General features: G+C 40.7%; 17 protein-coding genes and 5 tRNA genes. 8 read left to right on the forward strand and 14 right to left on the reverse strand.

Annotation, left to right across the window (positions count from 1 at the left end; translation table 11 throughout):
- Nucleotides 1–58 precede the first annotated feature (58 nt).
- From NYR60_RS08330 to coaA, 9 genes are all read right to left on the reverse strand, one after another.
- The gene (locus NYR60_RS08330; protein WP_005615901.1) at nt 59–307 is read right to left on the reverse strand and encodes a succinate dehydrogenase assembly factor 2; all 249 of its coding nucleotides are present in this window, start codon (nt 305–307) and stop codon (nt 59–61) included.
- On the reverse strand, nt 307–1,251 hold the full coding sequence (gene ispH, locus NYR60_RS08335; RefSeq protein ID WP_279466665.1) for a 4-hydroxy-3-methylbut-2-enyl diphosphate reductase: 945 nt from the start codon (nt 1,249–1,251) through the stop codon (nt 307–309). The genes NYR60_RS08330 and ispH overlap by 1 nt, the downstream gene beginning before the upstream one ends.
- The gene (lspA, locus tag NYR60_RS08340; protein WP_279466667.1) at nt 1,252–1,734 is read right to left on the reverse strand and encodes a signal peptidase II; all 483 of its coding nucleotides are present in this window, start codon (nt 1,732–1,734) and stop codon (nt 1,252–1,254) included.
- Between the two features lie 78 nt (nt 1,735–1,812).
- Nucleotides 1,813–2,151, reverse strand: coding sequence for a nitrogen regulatory protein P-II (gene glnB, locus NYR60_RS08345; RefSeq protein ID WP_039198472.1), 339 nt, complete (start codon nt 2,149–2,151; stop codon nt 1,813–1,815).
- 119 nt (nt 2,152–2,270) lie between these two features.
- Entirely contained in the window at nt 2,271–2,855 is a 585-nt protein-coding gene (mog, locus tag NYR60_RS08350; RefSeq protein WP_279466670.1) for a molybdopterin adenylyltransferase, read from the reverse strand.
- A gap of 72 nt (nt 2,856–2,927) precedes the next feature.
- The gene (gene ccmI, locus NYR60_RS08355) at nt 2,928–3,842 is read right to left on the reverse strand and encodes a c-type cytochrome biogenesis protein CcmI (RefSeq protein WP_279466672.1); all 915 of its coding nucleotides are present in this window, start codon (nt 3,840–3,842) and stop codon (nt 2,928–2,930) included.
- On the reverse strand, nt 3,842–4,333 hold the full coding sequence (locus NYR60_RS08360) for a cytochrome c-type biogenesis protein (RefSeq protein WP_279466674.1): 492 nt from the start codon (nt 4,331–4,333) through the stop codon (nt 3,842–3,844). Before NYR60_RS08360 ends, ccmI begins: the two co-directional genes overlap by 1 nt.
- Nucleotides 4,311–4,856 (reverse strand): DsbE family thiol:disulfide interchange protein, encoded by a 546-nt coding sequence (locus NYR60_RS08365; RefSeq protein WP_279466675.1) that lies wholly within the window; start codon nt 4,854–4,856, stop codon nt 4,311–4,313. Before NYR60_RS08365 ends, NYR60_RS08360 begins: the two co-directional genes overlap by 23 nt.
- A gap of 115 nt (nt 4,857–4,971) precedes the next feature.
- Nucleotides 4,972–5,922: a type I pantothenate kinase gene (gene coaA / locus NYR60_RS08370; protein WP_279466678.1), complete on the reverse strand. Its 951-nt coding sequence runs from the start codon at nt 5,920–5,922 to the stop codon at nt 4,972–4,974.
- A 247-nt stretch (nt 5,923–6,169) separates the two neighbouring features.
- Here coaA and NYR60_RS08375 point away from each other — a divergent pair.
- From NYR60_RS08375 to tuf, 5 genes are all read left to right on the forward strand, one after another.
- Nucleotides 6,170–6,245 (forward strand) — tRNA-Thr (locus NYR60_RS08375).
- 35 nt (nt 6,246–6,280) lie between these two features.
- A tRNA-Tyr gene (locus NYR60_RS08380) sits at nt 6,281–6,365 on the forward strand.
- A 44-nt stretch (nt 6,366–6,409) separates the two neighbouring features.
- Nucleotides 6,410–6,484: transfer RNA gene (locus NYR60_RS08385), tRNA-Gly, on the forward strand.
- A gap of 3 nt (nt 6,485–6,487) precedes the next feature.
- Nucleotides 6,488–6,563: transfer RNA gene (locus tag NYR60_RS08390), tRNA-Thr, on the forward strand.
- Nucleotides 6,564–6,676: 113 nt separating this feature from the next.
- Entirely contained in the window at nt 6,677–7,861 is a 1,185-nt protein-coding gene (tuf, locus tag NYR60_RS08395) for an elongation factor Tu (RefSeq protein WP_279466680.1), read from the forward strand.
- Between the two features lie 186 nt (nt 7,862–8,047).
- Here the strand turns inward: tuf and pdxY are convergent, their stop codons facing one another.
- On the reverse strand, nt 8,048–8,908 hold the full coding sequence (pdxY, locus tag NYR60_RS08400) for a pyridoxal kinase PdxY (RefSeq protein WP_279466683.1): 861 nt from the start codon (nt 8,906–8,908) through the stop codon (nt 8,048–8,050).
- A gap of 99 nt (nt 8,909–9,007) precedes the next feature.
- Between pdxY and NYR60_RS08405 the strand changes: the two genes are divergently transcribed.
- Nucleotides 9,008–9,083: transfer RNA gene (locus tag NYR60_RS08405), tRNA-Thr, on the forward strand.
- Between the two features lie 118 nt (nt 9,084–9,201).
- Here the strand turns inward: NYR60_RS08405 and accA are convergent.
- The 3 genes from accA to NYR60_RS08420 all read right to left on the reverse strand — a co-directional run bounded on the left by accA (nt 9,202) and on the right by NYR60_RS08420 (nt 12,425).
- Nucleotides 9,202–10,155 carry an acetyl-CoA carboxylase carboxyl transferase subunit alpha gene (accA, locus tag NYR60_RS08410; RefSeq protein ID WP_279445650.1) on the reverse strand — a complete coding sequence of 318 codons (954 nt, stop codon included), beginning with the start codon at nt 10,153–10,155 and terminating at the stop codon, nt 9,202–9,204.
- 116 nt (nt 10,156–10,271) lie between these two features.
- Entirely contained in the window at nt 10,272–11,684 is a 1,413-nt protein-coding gene (locus NYR60_RS08415) for a multicopper oxidase domain-containing protein (RefSeq protein ID WP_279466685.1), read from the reverse strand.
- Nucleotides 11,685–11,690: 6 nt separating this feature from the next.
- Nucleotides 11,691–12,425 (reverse strand): 1-acylglycerol-3-phosphate O-acyltransferase, encoded by a 735-nt coding sequence (locus tag NYR60_RS08420; protein ID WP_279466687.1) that lies wholly within the window; start codon nt 12,423–12,425, stop codon nt 11,691–11,693.
- Between the two features lie 141 nt (nt 12,426–12,566).
- Between NYR60_RS08420 and tpx the strand changes: the two genes are divergently transcribed.
- Entirely contained in the window at nt 12,567–13,067 is a 501-nt protein-coding gene (tpx, locus tag NYR60_RS08425) for a thiol peroxidase (protein ID WP_279466689.1), read from the forward strand.
- A 122-nt stretch (nt 13,068–13,189) separates the two neighbouring features.
- Nucleotides 13,190–14,548 (forward strand): tRNA uridine-5-carboxymethylaminomethyl(34) synthesis GTPase MnmE, encoded by a 1,359-nt coding sequence (gene mnmE, locus NYR60_RS08430; protein ID WP_279466690.1) that lies wholly within the window; start codon nt 13,190–13,192, stop codon nt 14,546–14,548.
- Between the two features lie 108 nt (nt 14,549–14,656).
- On the opposite strand, the gene NYR60_RS08435 is transcribed toward mnmE, so the two are convergent.
- Entirely contained in the window at nt 14,657–16,012 is a 1,356-nt protein-coding gene (locus tag NYR60_RS08435) for a PFL family protein (protein WP_279466692.1), read from the reverse strand.
- Nucleotides 16,013–16,023 lie beyond the last annotated feature (11 nt).

Genomic DNA, 16,023 nt, shown 5'->3' on the forward strand with positions numbered 1-16,023 from the left:
CGTAACAAGCGGTCGTTTTTAGCAAATTTTTACCAAAAATGACCGCTTGCAGTAGGGATTAACGCTCGATTTTAGAACGGATTAATTCGATTAAATCGGTCATTTCTTGCGTTGGGGCAGGGGCTTGGTGCATAAACCAACGGAATAATTCCGGATCGGTATATTTGAGCATTGCTACAAAAGTTTGCTGCTGCGCTTCGCTTAACTCATCAAAATATTCCTTATAAAAAGGCATAATCATTTTGTCTAGCTCTCGCATTCCACGGCGACATTCCCACTCAATTCTAAAACGATTTAATTCAGCCATTATTTCACCTCGTGAATACGTAGTTCTTTCGGTACTTCAAACACCATATTTTCTTCACAACCTTCTAAGTTGCTCACACCGGTTACACCTAAGGTTTTTAAGTGTTCCACTACCGATTGTACTAAAACTTCCGGTGCTGATGCGCCGGCGGTAATACCGATGGTTTCCACACCATTTAACCAGCTTGGATCAATATCTTGTGGACCGTCAATCAATTTAGATGGCACACCCATACGTGAAGCCAGTTCGGCTAAACGATTTGAGTTTGAAGAATTTTTAGAGCCGACCACTAATACCAGTTGTGATTGTTTCGCCAACTCTCTAACCGCTTGTTGGCGATTGGTGGTTGCATAACAAATATCGTTTTTACGCGGACCTTGAATTGCCGGGTATTTCGCTTTTAACGCTTCAATCACATCGCTGGTATCGTCAATCGAAAGCGTGGTTTGCGTCATAAAAGTCAGCTCGTCTTGGTTGCTAACCGGCAGTCTGGCAATATCTTCGACCGATTCCACTAAGAAAATACCGGCGTCTTGGTTGTCATATTGTCCCATTGTGCCGATCACTTCCGGATGACCTTCATGTCCGATTAAAATCGCTTTAGTGCCTTTTTTGCTAGCACGTGCCACTTGCATATGTACTTTGGTGACTAATGGGCAAGTGGCATCAAATACTTTTAAACCGCGTTGCTTTGCTTCTTGGCGAACCGCTTGTGAAACACCGTGTGCCGAGAAAATCACAATCGCATCATCCGGCACTTCGTCTAATTCTTCGACAAACACCGCACCTTTAGCTTTTAAGCCGTCCACCACAAAGCGGTTGTGTACCACTTCGTGACGAACATAAATCGGTGCACCGTGAATTTCGAGAGCGAGTTCTACAATCGAAATCGCACGATCAACGCCAGCACAGAACCCCCTTGGGTTTGCTAATAAAATATTCATTTAATCACTCTTTCTCTTTTTGTCGAGGAATGCTTCCAAGATAAGCAATCCTGCACCCACTACAATGGCAATATCCGCCACATTAAATACGGGATAATGATAGATATCCCAATAAAAATCAAAGAAATCAACTACATAGCCATTATAAGCACGGTCAATTGCATTACCGATTGCACCGCCTATAATCAGGGCATATGCAGAATTTTCCAATTTTTTAACCGCTTGATTACGCCACAGCATAACAATTAAGCCGAGTGAAATGACAATAGCTAATCCTAAGAAAAAATATTTCTGCCAACCGCCGTGATCAGCTAAAAAGCTGAAGGCTGCACCGTAGTTGCGTACGTAGGTTAAATTGAAAATTGGTAGTACGTTTACGCTTTCATATAGCTCAAAGCGTTGTACCACAAGGTATTTGGTCCATAAATCAATAATAATTGTCGCTAAACTGAGCCACAACCATTTGATGCCGGTTTGTTTCATAGTGTTCCTATTTGAATGTTACTCGTATTTGGTTTGAATGTTATCCTTCTCATTATCTGATAACATCAATACAAATGGTTAAATAGCGTCTTCGTTTTCTTCTCCGGTACGGATACGAATTACTCGCTCGACATCATAGATAAAGATTTTACCGTCACCGATCTTACCTGTTTGTGCAGTGTCGATAATCGCTTCGATACAAGCATCTACTTGATCATCTGCTACCACGATTTCCAGTTTAATTTTCGGTAGAAAATCAATCGCATATTCTGCACCACGATAAAGCTCTGTATGGCCTTTTTGACGACCAAAGCCTTTCGCTTCGGTAACAGTCATACCGGTAATACCCGCATCGGTTAATGCTTCACGAACATCATCTAGCTTGAACGGTTTAATAATTGCTTCAATTTTTTTCATAAGAAATTCCTATTTTAATCGCCACGGAAAATGTAGATTACTCGGAATGTAAAATTTTCAGTAAATTTGACCGCTTGTTTAGCTTTCCGAGTTACCAGTGTATTCCGTGGTTTTAAAGATTATCTTCTCGCTGATTTCGGACGGAAACTTTCGCAGATTTCAGGATACGTGTCGATATAAATTTCACTTAATAATTGCAAACAGTATGGCACGGCACTAAAAATGCCTCGTACTAGTGTATTACCTTGTGCATCTTTTACCCCTTCCAAGGTTTCTTTAATCGCTTTCGGCTGTCCCGGCAAATTTAAAATGAGTGAGTCTTGACGAATAACACCGACTTGGCGAGAGAGAATGGCGGTCGGGACAAAATGCAGACTTACTTGACGCATTTGTTCACCAAAGCCTGGCATTTCACGGTGTGCCACCGCAAGAGTTGCATCAGGTGTAACGTCACGTTTTGCTGGACCTGTTCCACCGGTAGTTAATACTAAATGGCAGTAGTGTCTGTCCACTAATTCAATTAGAGTTTGCTCAATAACAGATTGCTCATCCGGAATTAAACGTGTTTCAACCTCAAATGGTGCAGTTAGTGCGGATTCCAACCATGCTTGTAATTCAGGAATACCTTGATCTTGATAAACACCGCTAGAAGCTCGGTCTGAAACAGAAACCAAACCGATTTTTAATGTCTCTTTACTTAACATTATTTATCCTTTTGCAATTTTAGGGCGGGTATAAACCCGCCCAAATCAGTTTTAATCTCGCTAAAACGTGAATTATTTTTTCTCTTCCGCTTTTGCCGGTTGTTTACTTTCTTGCTCTTTTAGCATCGACATTGCCATATTGATACTTTTTTCAACCGTCGCACGGCGTGGCTCTCCTTCAGGAATCAGTTTTAACATCATACCCCAAGTCATTGCCGCCATTTTGTAATCTTGTTCTTCAAAAGAGCTGAAAGCGAGTAGGCTAAGCGCATCTAAATTAGTATGATCTTGGCGTAAAATTTCTTTTAACACTTCTTTGCCCTTGTCTTTATCCGCCTGATCTTGCGAGAACATTAACACCTGTGCATAACTGCCTTTATATTGCAGATTTTTTGGGTCTAATTTGCTCGCTTTTTCATAGCTTTCTAGGGCTAATTGACCGTCATCTTTTGCCATCCCGATTTGACCTAACATAAACCAACCTTTAGCATCGTTTGGTTTATCCTGTAATTCTACACGTAATGCCATGGCAAATTGATTTAATTCTTGTTCAGACAATGGATTGGTATCTTCATCTTTGATACGTTCATAAAAATATTCTAATTTTTTATGGGTCATATCTATCATGGTACCGGCTTGCCATGAACCTACGCTGACATAAGCAGTAGTGCCAATAATACCAACGGCTAGCAGTAATACGACAAACCAAATTTTACCGATATGGCTTGGTTTTGTCGGTATTACCTCTTTTTGTTCAGGAATATCGTCCAATAAACTTTGTTGAAGTTCTAATTTGGTTTTTTCAGGGTCATCAATTACCCCTTCATTCGCTTCACGTTCTACTTCTTTTAAACGATCTAAATAAAATGCTTTATTTAGGCTGTCACGTTTAGTTGAATCGCTTTTTACCGCTTTTTTTAATAGTGGATAGAACGCAATAAAACAGGTAACAAGCGTTACGAGCGTAATAATAATCCAAAAATTCATTACTCTTCCTTATTGTTTAAAATTTGGTTTAAACGTGTTTGGTCAATCGTTGATGTTGCAAAATCTTGCTCGGATTTAACCGCTTGTTTCACTTTGGACTTACGTCCAAAAATTAAACCGAAGCCAAGTAGTAATAATGCGACCGGTAATGCCCAAAGTAATACTGTTGCAGGTGTTAACGGTGGATCATAGGTAACAAAATTACCATATCGTTCAATCATATAATTGACCACTTCATCTTTGCTTTTACCTTGTTTGAGTAACTCTAAGGTTTTTACACGCATATCGGTTGCGATAGTTGCGTTAGAGTCAGCAATATTATTGTTCTGACATTGTGGACAACGTAATTCTTGAATTAGGCTATGATAATCAGCTTCTTGTTGCTCCGAATCAAATTGATTAAATTCAACCGGAGCGGCAGTAACAACCGCACTTGCCATTAAGAAAATCGAAAATAATTTTTTCATATTATTGTTGCTTAAGTTTTTCATAAATCGGTTTTAATACTTGGTTCCATACTTGGTCGTTTACATCGCCTGCATGGCGGTAGTGGATAATGCCTTTACCGTCAATAATAAAAGTTTCAGGCGCCCCGTAAACACCGAGATCTAAGCCTAATGACCCCTTTGGATCGTAAATGTTTGCTTTGTAAGGATTACCGTAACTGGCAAGGAATTTCATTGCTTTAGAACGCTCATCTTTATAGTCCACACCGACAATTTCTACGCCTTGTTTAGCGAGTAATGTGAGATATTCATGTTCGGCATAACAAGTTGGACACCAAGTCGCCCAAACAGTTAACAAACGCGGTTTACCTGTTTTTAATACATTTTGATCAAGCATTTGTTTTTCATCAAGTAAAGATTCTAAACGGAAATCAGGAATCGTTTTACCGACTAATGCAGATTCTAATTTTTTTGGGTCATCGCCCTGAGCATTACGAGAAAGTTGCACCATAAATGTTACGGTTAACGCTAAAAAAATAATTAAAGGAAGCAAAAGTTTTTTATTCATAAGCGGTCTTTTTTCTTTAAAAGTTTGCAAAAATAGGCGATTAGCTTAACAAAAAATTGCAGATTAATCGCCCTAATTTAGTGGGTTTTTATTAAATATTACTACTTGTGGTTAACTATTTCTGCAGTTTAACCGTCTGAATGGCGTGGTCTTCGCCCTTAACCAAAATTAAATTCGCACGATCACGACTAGGTAAAATATTTTTCTTTAGGTTTAAACCGTTAATTTCGTCCCAAATGGTTGAAGCGGTTTGGATCGCCTCCTGTTCCGATAGTTTGGAATAATGATGGAAATAAGAATCTGGATCAGAAAACGCACTACGGCGGAACTTTAGAAAACGGTGGATATACCATTGTTTAAGCAAATCTTCATCTGCATCGACATAAATAGAAAAATCGACAAAGTCCGATACAAAAACATTATGCGGACTGGATGGATAATTCATTCCACTTTGTAGCACGTTTAAACCTTCTAAAATGACAATATCCGGTTGATCAACTACGTTATATTGATCGGGAATAATGTCATAGGTTAAATGTGAATAAATAGGAGATTTAATATGACGTTTGCCTGATTTAATATCAGATACGAATTGAATTAACCGATGAATGTCATAAGATTCCGGGAAGCCTTTACGCTTAAGCAAATCTTTTTCTTGTAATTTTGCCAAAGGGTATAAGAAACCGTCCGTTGTGATTAAATCGACTTTACGTTCATTTGGCCATTGTGAAAGTAGAGCTTGCAAAATACGTGCGGACGTACTTTTACCAACTGAAACACTACCGGCAATGCTGATAATATAAGGAACTTTAGGCGATTCTACGCCAAGGAAACGATGTAATACCGTCTGACGTTTAAGATTTTCTTCAATATAGTAGTTGATTAAACGTGCGAGCGGTAAATAAATGGTGCTGACTTCATCTAAAGAAAGATCTTCATTAAAACCGAGAAGCGGTTTTAAATCTTGTTCGGTTAATTTTAACGGCACTGATTTGCGTAATTCAGCCCATTTTTGACGATCAAAAGTTAAAAAAGGTGTGATTTTATTTGATTTTTTGAGGCTCATTGCCAAATTCTCTAATTTTCCGATGCAATAGTATGCTTTTCCTAGGGAAAGCGTATATGTAAATATACAATAGAAATCTAAAAATAGGGCGTTTTATCTGCTTAAAACCGGTAAAAACATATAAAAAACAATCGTTTTGTTTATTAAGCAAGCGAAAAAACAGATTTTTTAATTTTTTTGAAAAAAAACACTTGCACGGTTTTAAAATTTCCCTATAATGCACCTCACTTGCTTACGACAACGCAACGCCGACTTAGCTCAGTAGGTAGAGCAACTGACTTGTAATCAGTAGGTCACCAGTTCGATTCCGGTAGTCGGCACCATAACTGCAAATCGTGATTAAGTATTCAATTATCGTGGAGGGATTCCCGAGCGGCCAAAGGGGGCAGACTGTAAATCTGTTGGCTCAGCCTTCGAAGGTTCGAATCCTTCTCCCTCCACCATTTCTCTTAATTGAATCGCACATCGGACAGACGAATTTAGAACAGCGGGCATCGTATAATGGCTATTACCTTAGCCTTCCAAGCTAATGATGCGGGTTCGATTCCCGCTGCCCGCTCCAAGCGCTGATATAGCTCAGTTGGTAGAGCGCACCCTTGGTAAGGGTGAGGTCGGCGGTTCAAATCCGCCTATCAGCACCACTTACTCTTCTAAATTTCATCTTTTCAATGTTTTAAATTTATTAACAATTTCTACATTTGGTTAATGTGGTTATGTACCATTTGTAACCGTGTTTGTTTAAGAGGCTTTTAAAATGTCTAAAGAAAAATTTGAACGTACAAAACCGCACGTTAACGTGGGTACAATCGGCCACGTTGACCATGGTAAAACAACTTTAACAGCAGCGATCACAACTGTATTAGCGAAACACTTCGGTGGTGCAGCACGTGCATTCGACCAAATCGATAACGCGCCGGAAGAAAAAGCGCGTGGTATCACCATCAACACCTCACACGTTGAGTACGATACAGAAACTCGTCACTACGCACACGTAGACTGCCCAGGACACGCGGACTATGTTAAAAACATGATTACCGGTGCGGCGCAAATGGACGGTGCAATCTTAGTAGTAGCAGCGACAGACGGTCCTATGCCACAAACTCGTGAGCACATCTTATTAGGTCGCCAAGTAGGTGTACCATACATCATCGTATTCTTAAACAAATGCGACATGGTAGATGACGAAGAGTTATTAGAATTAGTAGAAATGGAAGTACGTGAACTTCTTTCTCAATATGACTTCCCAGGTGATGATACACCAATCGTACGTGGTTCAGCGTTACAAGCGTTAAACGGCGTAGCAGAGTGGGAAGAAAAAATTCTTGAGTTAGCACACCACTTAGATACTTACATTCCAGAGCCAGAGCGTGCGATTGATAAACCATTCTTATTACCAATCGAAGACGTATTCTCAATCTCAGGTCGTGGTACAGTAGTAACAGGTCGTGTAGAGCGTGGTATCATCAAATCAGGTGAAGAAGTTGAAATCGTAGGTATCAAAGAAACTACGAAAACAACGGTAACTGGTGTTGAGATGTTCCGTAAATTATTAGACGAAGGTCGTGCGGGTGAAAACGTTGGTGCATTATTACGTGGTACAAAACGTGAAGAAATCGAACGTGGTCAAGTATTAGCGAAACCAGGTACAATCACACCACACACAGACTTCGAATCAGAAGTGTACGTATTATCAAAAGAAGAAGGTGGTCGTCATACTCCATTCTTCAAAGGTTACCGTCCACAGTTCTACTTCCGTACAACAGACGTAACAGGTACAATCGAGTTACCAGAAGGTGTTGAGATGGTAATGCCAGGCGACAACATCAAAATGACAGTAAGCTTAATTCACCCAATCGCGATGGACGAAGGTTTACGTTTTGCGATTCGTGAAGGTGGTCGTACAGTAGGTGCGGGCGTTGTAGCGAAAATTGTTAAATAATTAGGTTTTGACTTAACTATTTAAGCAAGCGAAAAGCTGAGAAGGCGTGTCGAAAGACACGCCTTTTTGTTTTTGTTATTTTAGGAAGTATGAGTTCTTTTCCATAAGATACGACAAATAAAATCTCGCTTTTCTGGAAGAAAAAGAAATAAAAAGACCGCTTATTTTTAAGTAAGCGATCTTGTTTTAGGTGATTTTTACCGCTTTATATTGACTACGAGGTGTCAGAATAAGCTCTCTTGCGGCGATAATTTGCAGTTCATAAACACCCGAATTAGCCGTGACTTCCATTACGTCATTAACCGCATTTGCGGTATGTTCAAAGGCTTCGATATCCGACTTACCATTCAGTAAATTCGCTAAGAATAAGCCGGCAGTTAAATCACCTACACCTACCGGTTCTTTAGCAAATGGATATAATGGTCGGCTGATATGCCACATCCCTTCACTACTTGCAAAAAGCATCTCAAATTTATCCGCTTGTTTCCCGACTTTACTAAGATGTTTAACTAACACTTTCTTAGGGCCTTTGGTCAGAATAGCTTTGACAGCTTCAATCGCCTGCTCAAAATTTTCTACGGTTAAACCGGTTAATTCACGTAATTCAACTAAATTTGGGGTAATAATATCGGCATGAGCCATTGCTTGTTTGATTAAGCCTTCCTTTACACCGTCAGCCACAATACAGCCTTTATCCGGATGTCCCATTACTGGATCGCATAAATAAATTGCATTTGGATTACGACTTTTTACCGTATGAAAAGCATTAACAATTTCTGTTACTTGTTCAGCAGAGCCGATATAACCAGAAAGGACCGCATCACATTTTGCTAATTCGCCAATCTCATCAATCCCTTGAACAATTTCACCGATTTGCTCTTTTGGCATAATCAGACCTTTCCATTTGCCGTATTGGGTATGATTTGAAAATTGGACTGTATTCAATGCCCACACATCGACACCTAACAGTTGCATTGGAAAGGTGGCGGATTTATTGCCTGCATAACCATAAACCACGTGAGATTGAATAGATAGAATGTTTTTCATTCAATTAACTCCTTTTCTATTTTGAATGTCTAAAAATTTAACAGAATGGGCTTGTAACTTTAGTTAAAAAAACTATAATGACGCCTCTTTTCAAGATATGCCGACTTAGCTCAGTAGGTAGAGCAACTGACTTGTAATCAGTAGGTCACCAGTTCGATTCCGGTAGTCGGCACCATTCTTCTTTACTTCCGAATATTTCCTAAAATAGTCAATTTCAGATTTTTGTGTATAAAAAAGCGATCAAATATTCGCAAAAACTTGCAAAAATTTGACCGCTTATTTTTTGTTATTTACTAAACGTAGCCGTAGCTCATTAAACGTTGATAACGGCGATCTAATAACGCTTCTGTGCTTAATGGTGCTAAATCTTGTAAATCAGCAAGAATTTGTTGCTTAAGATTTTCTGCCATTTGTGCAACATCACGATGTGCACCACCTAATGGTTCAGCCACAATACCATCAATTAAATTTAACTCTTTTAAACGCTGTGCAGTTAAGCCCATAACTTCTGCCGCAGTTGAGGCTTTTTCAGCACTTTTCCACAGAATTGACGCACACCCTTCCGGCGAAATAACCGAATAAGTTGAGTATTGGAGCATATTCACTTTATCGCCTACGCCGATAGCTAAAGCACCACCAGAACCGCCTTCACCAATCACGGTACAGATAACCGGCACTTTTAATTGTGCCATTTCACGCAAGTTACGTGCAATTGCTTCTGCCTGACCACGTTCTTCCGCCCCAATTCCCGGATAAGCTCCTGGTGTGTCGATAAAGGTAATAATCGGCATATTAAAGCGATCAGCCATTTCCATTAAGCGTAATGCTTTACGATAACCTTCCGGTGCCGGCATGCCGAAGTTACGTTTAACTTTTTCTTTAGTGGTACGACCCTTTTGGTGACCGATGACCATCACCGGACGACCATCAAGGCGCGCAATACCGCCTACAATGGCTTTATCATCTGCAAATGCACGATCACCGGCAAGTTCGTCAAACTCGGTGAAAATATGTTCGATATAATCTAAAGTGTATGGACGATTCGGGTGGCGTGCCATACGAGAAACTTGCCACGCATCTAAGTTAGCAAAAGTTTTTTTAGTGAGTTCTTCGCTTTTTTTCTGTAAGCGTTTGATTTCGTCATCAAGGTCGATTTTACCGTCTTGCGCACTCACAGCTCGCAGCGATTCGATTTTCGCTTCTAATTCGGCAATCGGTAATTCAAAATCTAAATATTCTTGGCTCATTGTCTAAGTCCTATTTTCAGAAAATTCTATCTATTCTACCAGTGATAACCGCTAAATAGGTGTTTAAGCAGTTATTTTTTTCAATTTTTTGCAAATTTTGCGACAGATCGGACCGCTTATTCGCTAACAATAAATTGTCCCATTGCACCACGGTCACGTAATATAAAATCAGATACGCCGAAGGTAAAAGGTAATTGTGGGCTTGATAAGTGTTCAAAGCGTACTAAAAGAGTCACTTCTTGGTTTTTTTCCAACCAAACCGTATCGTGCCATGCAAGCTGTTTATGCGGAAGGCGTTGACGATTACGAGTTTCAATCAGGAATTTTGCACCTTGTAGGGTAAATCCGACCGCTTCATCACTAGTAATATACCAACGCTCAACGCTGCCTTGTTTTATATTAAAATCAATACGTTTAGGATCAAAACGTTGTTGATTGATTAAACGATCGAGCGGACGAATAAGAAGACGGCGTTCTTGTGCAATTTTTAATTGAAAGTCTTCCGTGTTAAACGGCGGTAAACTCGGTTTATTCGTGAATACTGCTGCCATGCCTTCCGGACGAAGTTCTAAAATAACATTATCAGTTAACTCATTATCATCACTAAATAGGCTTTTCGCTTGGTAAAAAATATCTCGTTTTTGACCGCTTATGAGGGAAACAGTTTTACCCTCATTGAGATCAACTAAGACTTCCACACGTTCAGAAGGGGCTAAATTTATACTTTCTAACGGTACGGGTTCGGCTAACATTCCGATACCGGTAGCAATCAGATGTAATGGCTGATCGTTGTCTAAACGCAATTGATAAGAGCGAGAGAGCGATGCATTGACGATGCGTAAACGAACCCAACCTCGAGCTACTTGATGATAAGCCGATTCTTGTCCATTAACGAACAGGCGTTTTCCAAAGAACTGCTTTTGGTTGGTATCCAATACCTGTACGCCCTGTTTGTTGAGTTGTTGGTCTTGTAAAATAAGTGGAATGTCATTTACGCCGTATTTATTCGGTAAATCCGCTTGTTTGCTTTGATTATCTTCAATAATCCAAAGTCCTGCCAGACCACGATAAAGTTGGTATGCTGAATTAAGCATTGTGTCGGCGTGATACCAACAGGTGCATGCCGGTTGATGGATGGAAATAATCGGTGACCAACTGCTTTTGGCTTCTAATTTTCGATGAACGGAGCCAATCATTTCGGTCGGTGCTAATAAACCTTGGATATTTATTGAAACGGCTTGTGGTAGATTATTCACATAGGTCAATTTAACAAAGTCATCGGATTTCACTCGCACGGTTGGGGCGAGGTATTGACCGTTTACCCCCCATACATCAACCAATTTACCTTTCTCAAATTGTGTTTGTGCCGCACGTAAATCCAAACGCACGGGACGACCTCGACCGACATCAATAATCGGTGGGATTTTTAATGGTTGGCGCTCCATAGACCATACGGTTTTAGGCACAGAAAGCATTGCCGCCGTAATCGCCGAGCGAGAAAGTAATTGTCTTCTAGTCAGATTCATCATCTTTAATTAGTTTGTTTTCGTACTTGCTTCTAATGTAGCCACTTCAGCATCTAACGCTTCGATTTTTGCCGCCATAATCGCATAACTTTTTTCGATTAACTCTTTAATATTGTCACGGTTATAACCACTAGTATCAATCGGCTCTAAGGTTTCACAAATGACAACACCATTGTTCCAGCGGTTTAGATCAACTTTGTTATGTAGTGAAGAACAAACAATCGGCACAATTGGTACACCGGCAGCAATCGCAGTATGGAACGCACCGGTTTTAAACGGTAATAAACCTCTGCCACGGCTACGTGTACCTTCCAGGAACATCCAAATTGAAATGTGGCGTCCACGAATAATTTCGCCAACTTTATTCATCGTGCTGATTGCACTACTGCGTTTTTCACGGTTAATAAAAATATTACCGGTCGCCCAGTAGACTAACCCAAAAAACGGAATCCAAATCAGACTTTTTTTGCCGATAGTCACCGTGCGAGGCGGAACCATACCGGCAATAGTCAGCATATCGTAATTATTTTGGTGGTTAGCGATATAAATTGCAGATTGGTTAAATTCCGGGCGAGGACGATAAATGACTTTTAGTCCGACTAAGTGGTGCATCATTGAGTACATTTTAGCGACGATACTCACAGAACTTGGATGACGTAAACGCACGAAAGCATAAAGAGTCCCAAAGAGAGAAATAAGAATCGCTAGTGTTGCGATCAGAATAATACGAAGGAGTTTCAACATAGGTAACCTTGACTGTGAATAAAGATTGTACTTCTTAAAAATTTACCGAAGTATAGCAAATTTTACTTATTTTATTAAAAGGTTTAAATGAGGAATAAAAGTCGTTATATTAATCAAAGTTCTAACAAGAGGATGTTTAAGATGAGTAATGTAACTTTAATGGGTAATCCGATCACGGTTGCCGGTAATTTCCCCCAAGTAGGCGATACAGTCGCTGATTTCAGCTTAGTCAATAACGGCTTAGAAAATGTTGCCTTAGCGAGTTTTGCCGGTCAACGTAAAGTATTAAATATTTTCCCAAGTATTGATACCGGCATATGTGCAACTTCTGTGCGAGTGTTTAACCAAAAAGCGGCTGACCTAGCGAATACTGTGGTACTTTGTATTTCTGCGGATTTACCTTTTGCACAAGCTCGTTTCTGTGGTGCGGAAGGTATTGAAAATGTTCAAACTCTTTCAACATTCCGTAACAAAGATGTACATAGTGCATTAGGTGTGGATATTCAAAGCGGTCCGCTTGCCGGTTTAACGTCACGTTCTGTTATTGTATTAGATGAAAACAATCGTGTGTTACACAGCGAATTGGTTTCTGAAATCAAACAAGAACCGAATTACGAAGCGGCATTGGCAGTTTTAGCTTAATCACTGCTCAATCATAAAATGGAGCCCCTCTCATTTTATGGTATGATAAGACAATGACAAGCGGTCTGATTTGCAAATCTTTTTGCAAAAAAGACCGCTTCTTTAATAAGAAGGGATATCCAATGAAAGATACGATTGTTGCTCAAGCCACTCCGATTGGTCGTGGGGGCGTGGGCATTTTACGCATTTCAGGACCATTAGCTCAGACTGTCGCAAAAGAAGTATTAGGTAAAGAGCTAAAACCTCGTCTAGCTAATTATTTGCCGTTTAAAGATCAAGACGGCACGGTGTTAGACCAAGGTATTGCATTGTTCTTTAAAGCACCAAATTCGTTTACCGGCGAAGACGTGTTAGAGCTACAAGGGCATGGCGGCCAAGTTATCTTAGATATTTTATTGAAACGGATTTTAGAGATCAAAGGTATACGCATTGCCCGTGCCGGTGAGTTTTCCGAGCAAGCGTTTTTAAACGATAAACTCGACCTTGCCCAAGCGGAAGCGATTGCCGATTTAATTGATGCGACCAGCGAGCAAGCGGCACGTTCGGCATTAAAATCGCTACAAGGTGAATTTTCCAATAAAATTAATCAGTTAGTTGATTCGGTCATTTATCTGCGTACCTATGTGGAAGCAGCGATTGATTTCCCTGATGAAGAAATAGACTTTTTAGCAGACGGTAAAATCGAAGGGCATTTAAACGATATTATTCGCCAGCTGAACGGCGTACGCAAAGAAGCGAAACAAGGTGCGATTTTACGTGAAGGGATGAAAGTAGTGATTGCCGGTCGCCCGAATGCTGGTAAATCGAGCCTGTTAAATGCTTTAGCGGGTAGAGAAGCGGCGATTGTGACCAATATTGCCGGCACTACCCGTGACGTATTGCGTGAGCATATTCATATAGACGGTATGCCGTTACATATTATTGATACCGCCGGTTTGCGTGAAGCGAGCGATGAAGTGGAACGTATCGGGATCCAACGTGCGTGGGATGAGATCGAGCAGGCGGATCATGTTTTATTGATGATCGACAGTACCGAACAAACAGCCGAAGCCTTTAAGACCGAATGGGCGGACTTTTTAGCTAAATTACCGCAAAACATTCCGGTTACCGTGATTCGTAATAAAGTGGATTTATCCGGTGAGGCTGAGGGCTTGCAAGAGTTGGACGGTTTTACTTTGATTCGTTTATCGGCACAAACCAAAGTGGGAGTGGATTTACTGCGTGAACACCTCAAAAAATCTATGGGTTACCAAAGCTCGACTGAAGGTGGCTTCTTAGCTCGCCGCCGTCACTTACAAGCATTGGAAACTGCCGCAGAGCATTTAGAACGCGGTCATATCCAATTAACCCAATTTTTTGCCGGTGAATTACTCGCAGAAGAATTACGTATGGTACAAAATGCGTTAAGCGAAATTACCGGTCAATTTACCTCGGATGATCTGTTGGGTAATATTTTCAGCTCATTCTGTATCGGTAAATAAACCTAAGATAGTCAGATATAAAAAACAAGCGGTCAATTTCTCAGGAGTTTTTGCAAAATTCCTACCGAAATTGACCGCTTTGTTATAAGTGCTAAGGCTAAATAGCCATTAGTTTTTCATTGATTGAACCGGTGCCGGAATACGTCCACCACGATTCACGAATACTTCGCATGAGCCTTCTTTAACCGGCATAATCGGTGCATAGCCGAGCAAGCCACCAAATTCCACGCTTTCACCGACATCTTTACCGGTTACCGGAATAATACGAACTGCTGTAGTTTTGCTGTTGATCATACCAATTGCCGCTTCATCGGCAATAATACCGGAAATGGTGTGTGCCGGTGTTTTACCCGGTACGGCGATCATATCTAAACCGACCGAACAAACGGCTGTCATCGCTTCCAGTTTATCTAAGGTTAAAATACCGCTCTCTGCGGCTGCAATCATCCCTTCATCTTCTGAAACCGGAATAAATGCACCGCTTAAACCGCCTACTGAGCTTGATGCCATCATACCGCCTTTTTTTACCGCATCGTTTAATAATGCTAATGCTGCAGTCGTACCGTGTGTACCACATACGCTTAAGCCCATCGCTTCTAAAATACGTGCAACGGAATCACCGATTGCCGGTGTTGGGGCAAGCGATAAGTCTAAGATACCAAACGGAATATTTAGCATTTTTGACGCTTCTTGACCGATTAATTCACCGACACGGGTGATTTTAAACGCGGTTTTCTTCACTACTTCCGCCACTTCGGTCAGTGTGGTGGCATTTGAATTTTCTAACGCTTCTTTCACCACACCCGGGCCGGAAACGCCCACGTTAATAATCGCATCCGCTTCGCCTGAACCGTGGAATGCACCTGCCATAAACGGATTATCTTCCACCGCATTACAGAACACTACGATTTTGGCACAGCCGAAACCCTCTGGGGTAATCTCGGCAGTACGTTTAATCGTTTCACCGGCAAGTTTTACCGCATCCATATTAATCCCGGCACGAGTTGAGCCGATATTGATCGAACTACACACAATATCGGTGGTTTTCATTGCTTCCGGAATTGAGCGAATTAAAACTTCATCAGAAGGCGACATCCCTTTTTGTACTAAGGCAGAAAAACCGCCGATAAAAGATACGCCGATCGCTTTTGCTGCTCGGTCGAGTGTTTGTGCAATAGAAACATAAGAATCCGCTTTAGTTGCTGCTGCAATTTGTGCGATAGGCGTGACGGAAATACGTTGGTTAACGATAGGTACGCCGTATTTGGCGGAAAGGATTTTGGCAGTTTCGACTAAGTCTTTGCCGATGGTAGTAATTTTTTGATAAATATTTTGGTTTAATTGATCAATATCAGCACTAATACAATCGTGCAGATCAATACCGATGGTAATGGTTCGAACATCAAAGTTTTGGTCAGCGACCATTTTTATCGTTTCAATAATTTCGCTAGATTGAATACTCATTTCGCCACTTC

The organism is Actinobacillus genomosp. 2 (assembly GCF_029773605.1).
In the GTDB taxonomy this organism is placed as follows: Bacteria; Pseudomonadota; Gammaproteobacteria; order Enterobacterales; family Pasteurellaceae; genus Actinobacillus.

What these genes read in the sequence shown, in the direction of transcription:
- NYR60_RS08330 (WP_005615901.1), bottom strand. Translation starts at nt 307, where the DNA reads ATGGCTGAATTAAATCGTTTTAGAATTGAGTGGGAATGTCGCCGTGGA.
- ispH (WP_279466665.1), bottom strand. Translation starts at nt 1,251, where the DNA reads ATGAATATTTTATTAGCAAACCCAAGGGGGTTCTGTGCTGGCGTTGAT.
- lspA (WP_279466667.1), bottom strand. Translation starts at nt 1,734, where the DNA reads ATGAAACAAACCGGCATCAAATGGTTGTGGCTCAGTTTAGCGACAATT.
- glnB (WP_039198472.1), bottom strand. Translation starts at nt 2,151, where the DNA reads ATGAAAAAAATTGAAGCAATTATTAAACCGTTCAAGCTAGATGATGTT.
- mog (WP_279466670.1), bottom strand. Translation starts at nt 2,855, where the DNA reads ATGTTAAGTAAAGAGACATTAAAAATCGGTTTGGTTTCTGTTTCAGAC.
- ccmI (WP_279466672.1), bottom strand. Translation starts at nt 3,842, where the DNA reads ATGAATTTTTGGATTATTATTACGCTCGTAACGCTTGTTACCTGTTTT.
- NYR60_RS08360 (WP_279466674.1), bottom strand. Translation starts at nt 4,333, where the DNA reads ATGAAAAACTTAAGCAACAATAATATGAAAAAATTATTTTCGATTTTC.
- NYR60_RS08365 (WP_279466675.1), bottom strand. Translation starts at nt 4,856, where the DNA reads ATGAATAAAAAACTTTTGCTTCCTTTAATTATTTTTTTAGCGTTAACC.
- coaA (WP_279466678.1), bottom strand. Translation starts at nt 5,922, where the DNA reads ATGAGCCTCAAAAAATCAAATAAAATCACACCTTTTTTAACTTTTGAT.
- tuf (WP_279466680.1), top strand. Translation starts at nt 6,677, where the DNA reads ATGTCTAAAGAAAAATTTGAACGTACAAAACCGCACGTTAACGTGGGT.
- pdxY (WP_279466683.1), bottom strand. Translation starts at nt 8,908, where the DNA reads ATGAAAAACATTCTATCTATTCAATCTCACGTGGTTTATGGTTATGCA.
- accA (WP_279445650.1), bottom strand. Translation starts at nt 10,155, where the DNA reads ATGAGCCAAGAATATTTAGATTTTGAATTACCGATTGCCGAATTAGAA.
- NYR60_RS08415 (WP_279466685.1), bottom strand. Translation starts at nt 11,684, where the DNA reads ATGATGAATCTGACTAGAAGACAATTACTTTCTCGCTCGGCGATTACG.
- NYR60_RS08420 (WP_279466687.1), bottom strand. Translation starts at nt 12,425, where the DNA reads ATGTTGAAACTCCTTCGTATTATTCTGATCGCAACACTAGCGATTCTT.
- tpx (WP_279466689.1), top strand. Translation starts at nt 12,567, where the DNA reads ATGAGTAATGTAACTTTAATGGGTAATCCGATCACGGTTGCCGGTAAT.
- mnmE (WP_279466690.1), top strand. Translation starts at nt 13,190, where the DNA reads ATGAAAGATACGATTGTTGCTCAAGCCACTCCGATTGGTCGTGGGGGC.
- NYR60_RS08435 (WP_279466692.1), bottom strand. Translation starts at nt 16,012, where the DNA reads ATGAGTATTCAATCTAGCGAAATTATTGAAACGATAAAAATGGTCGCT.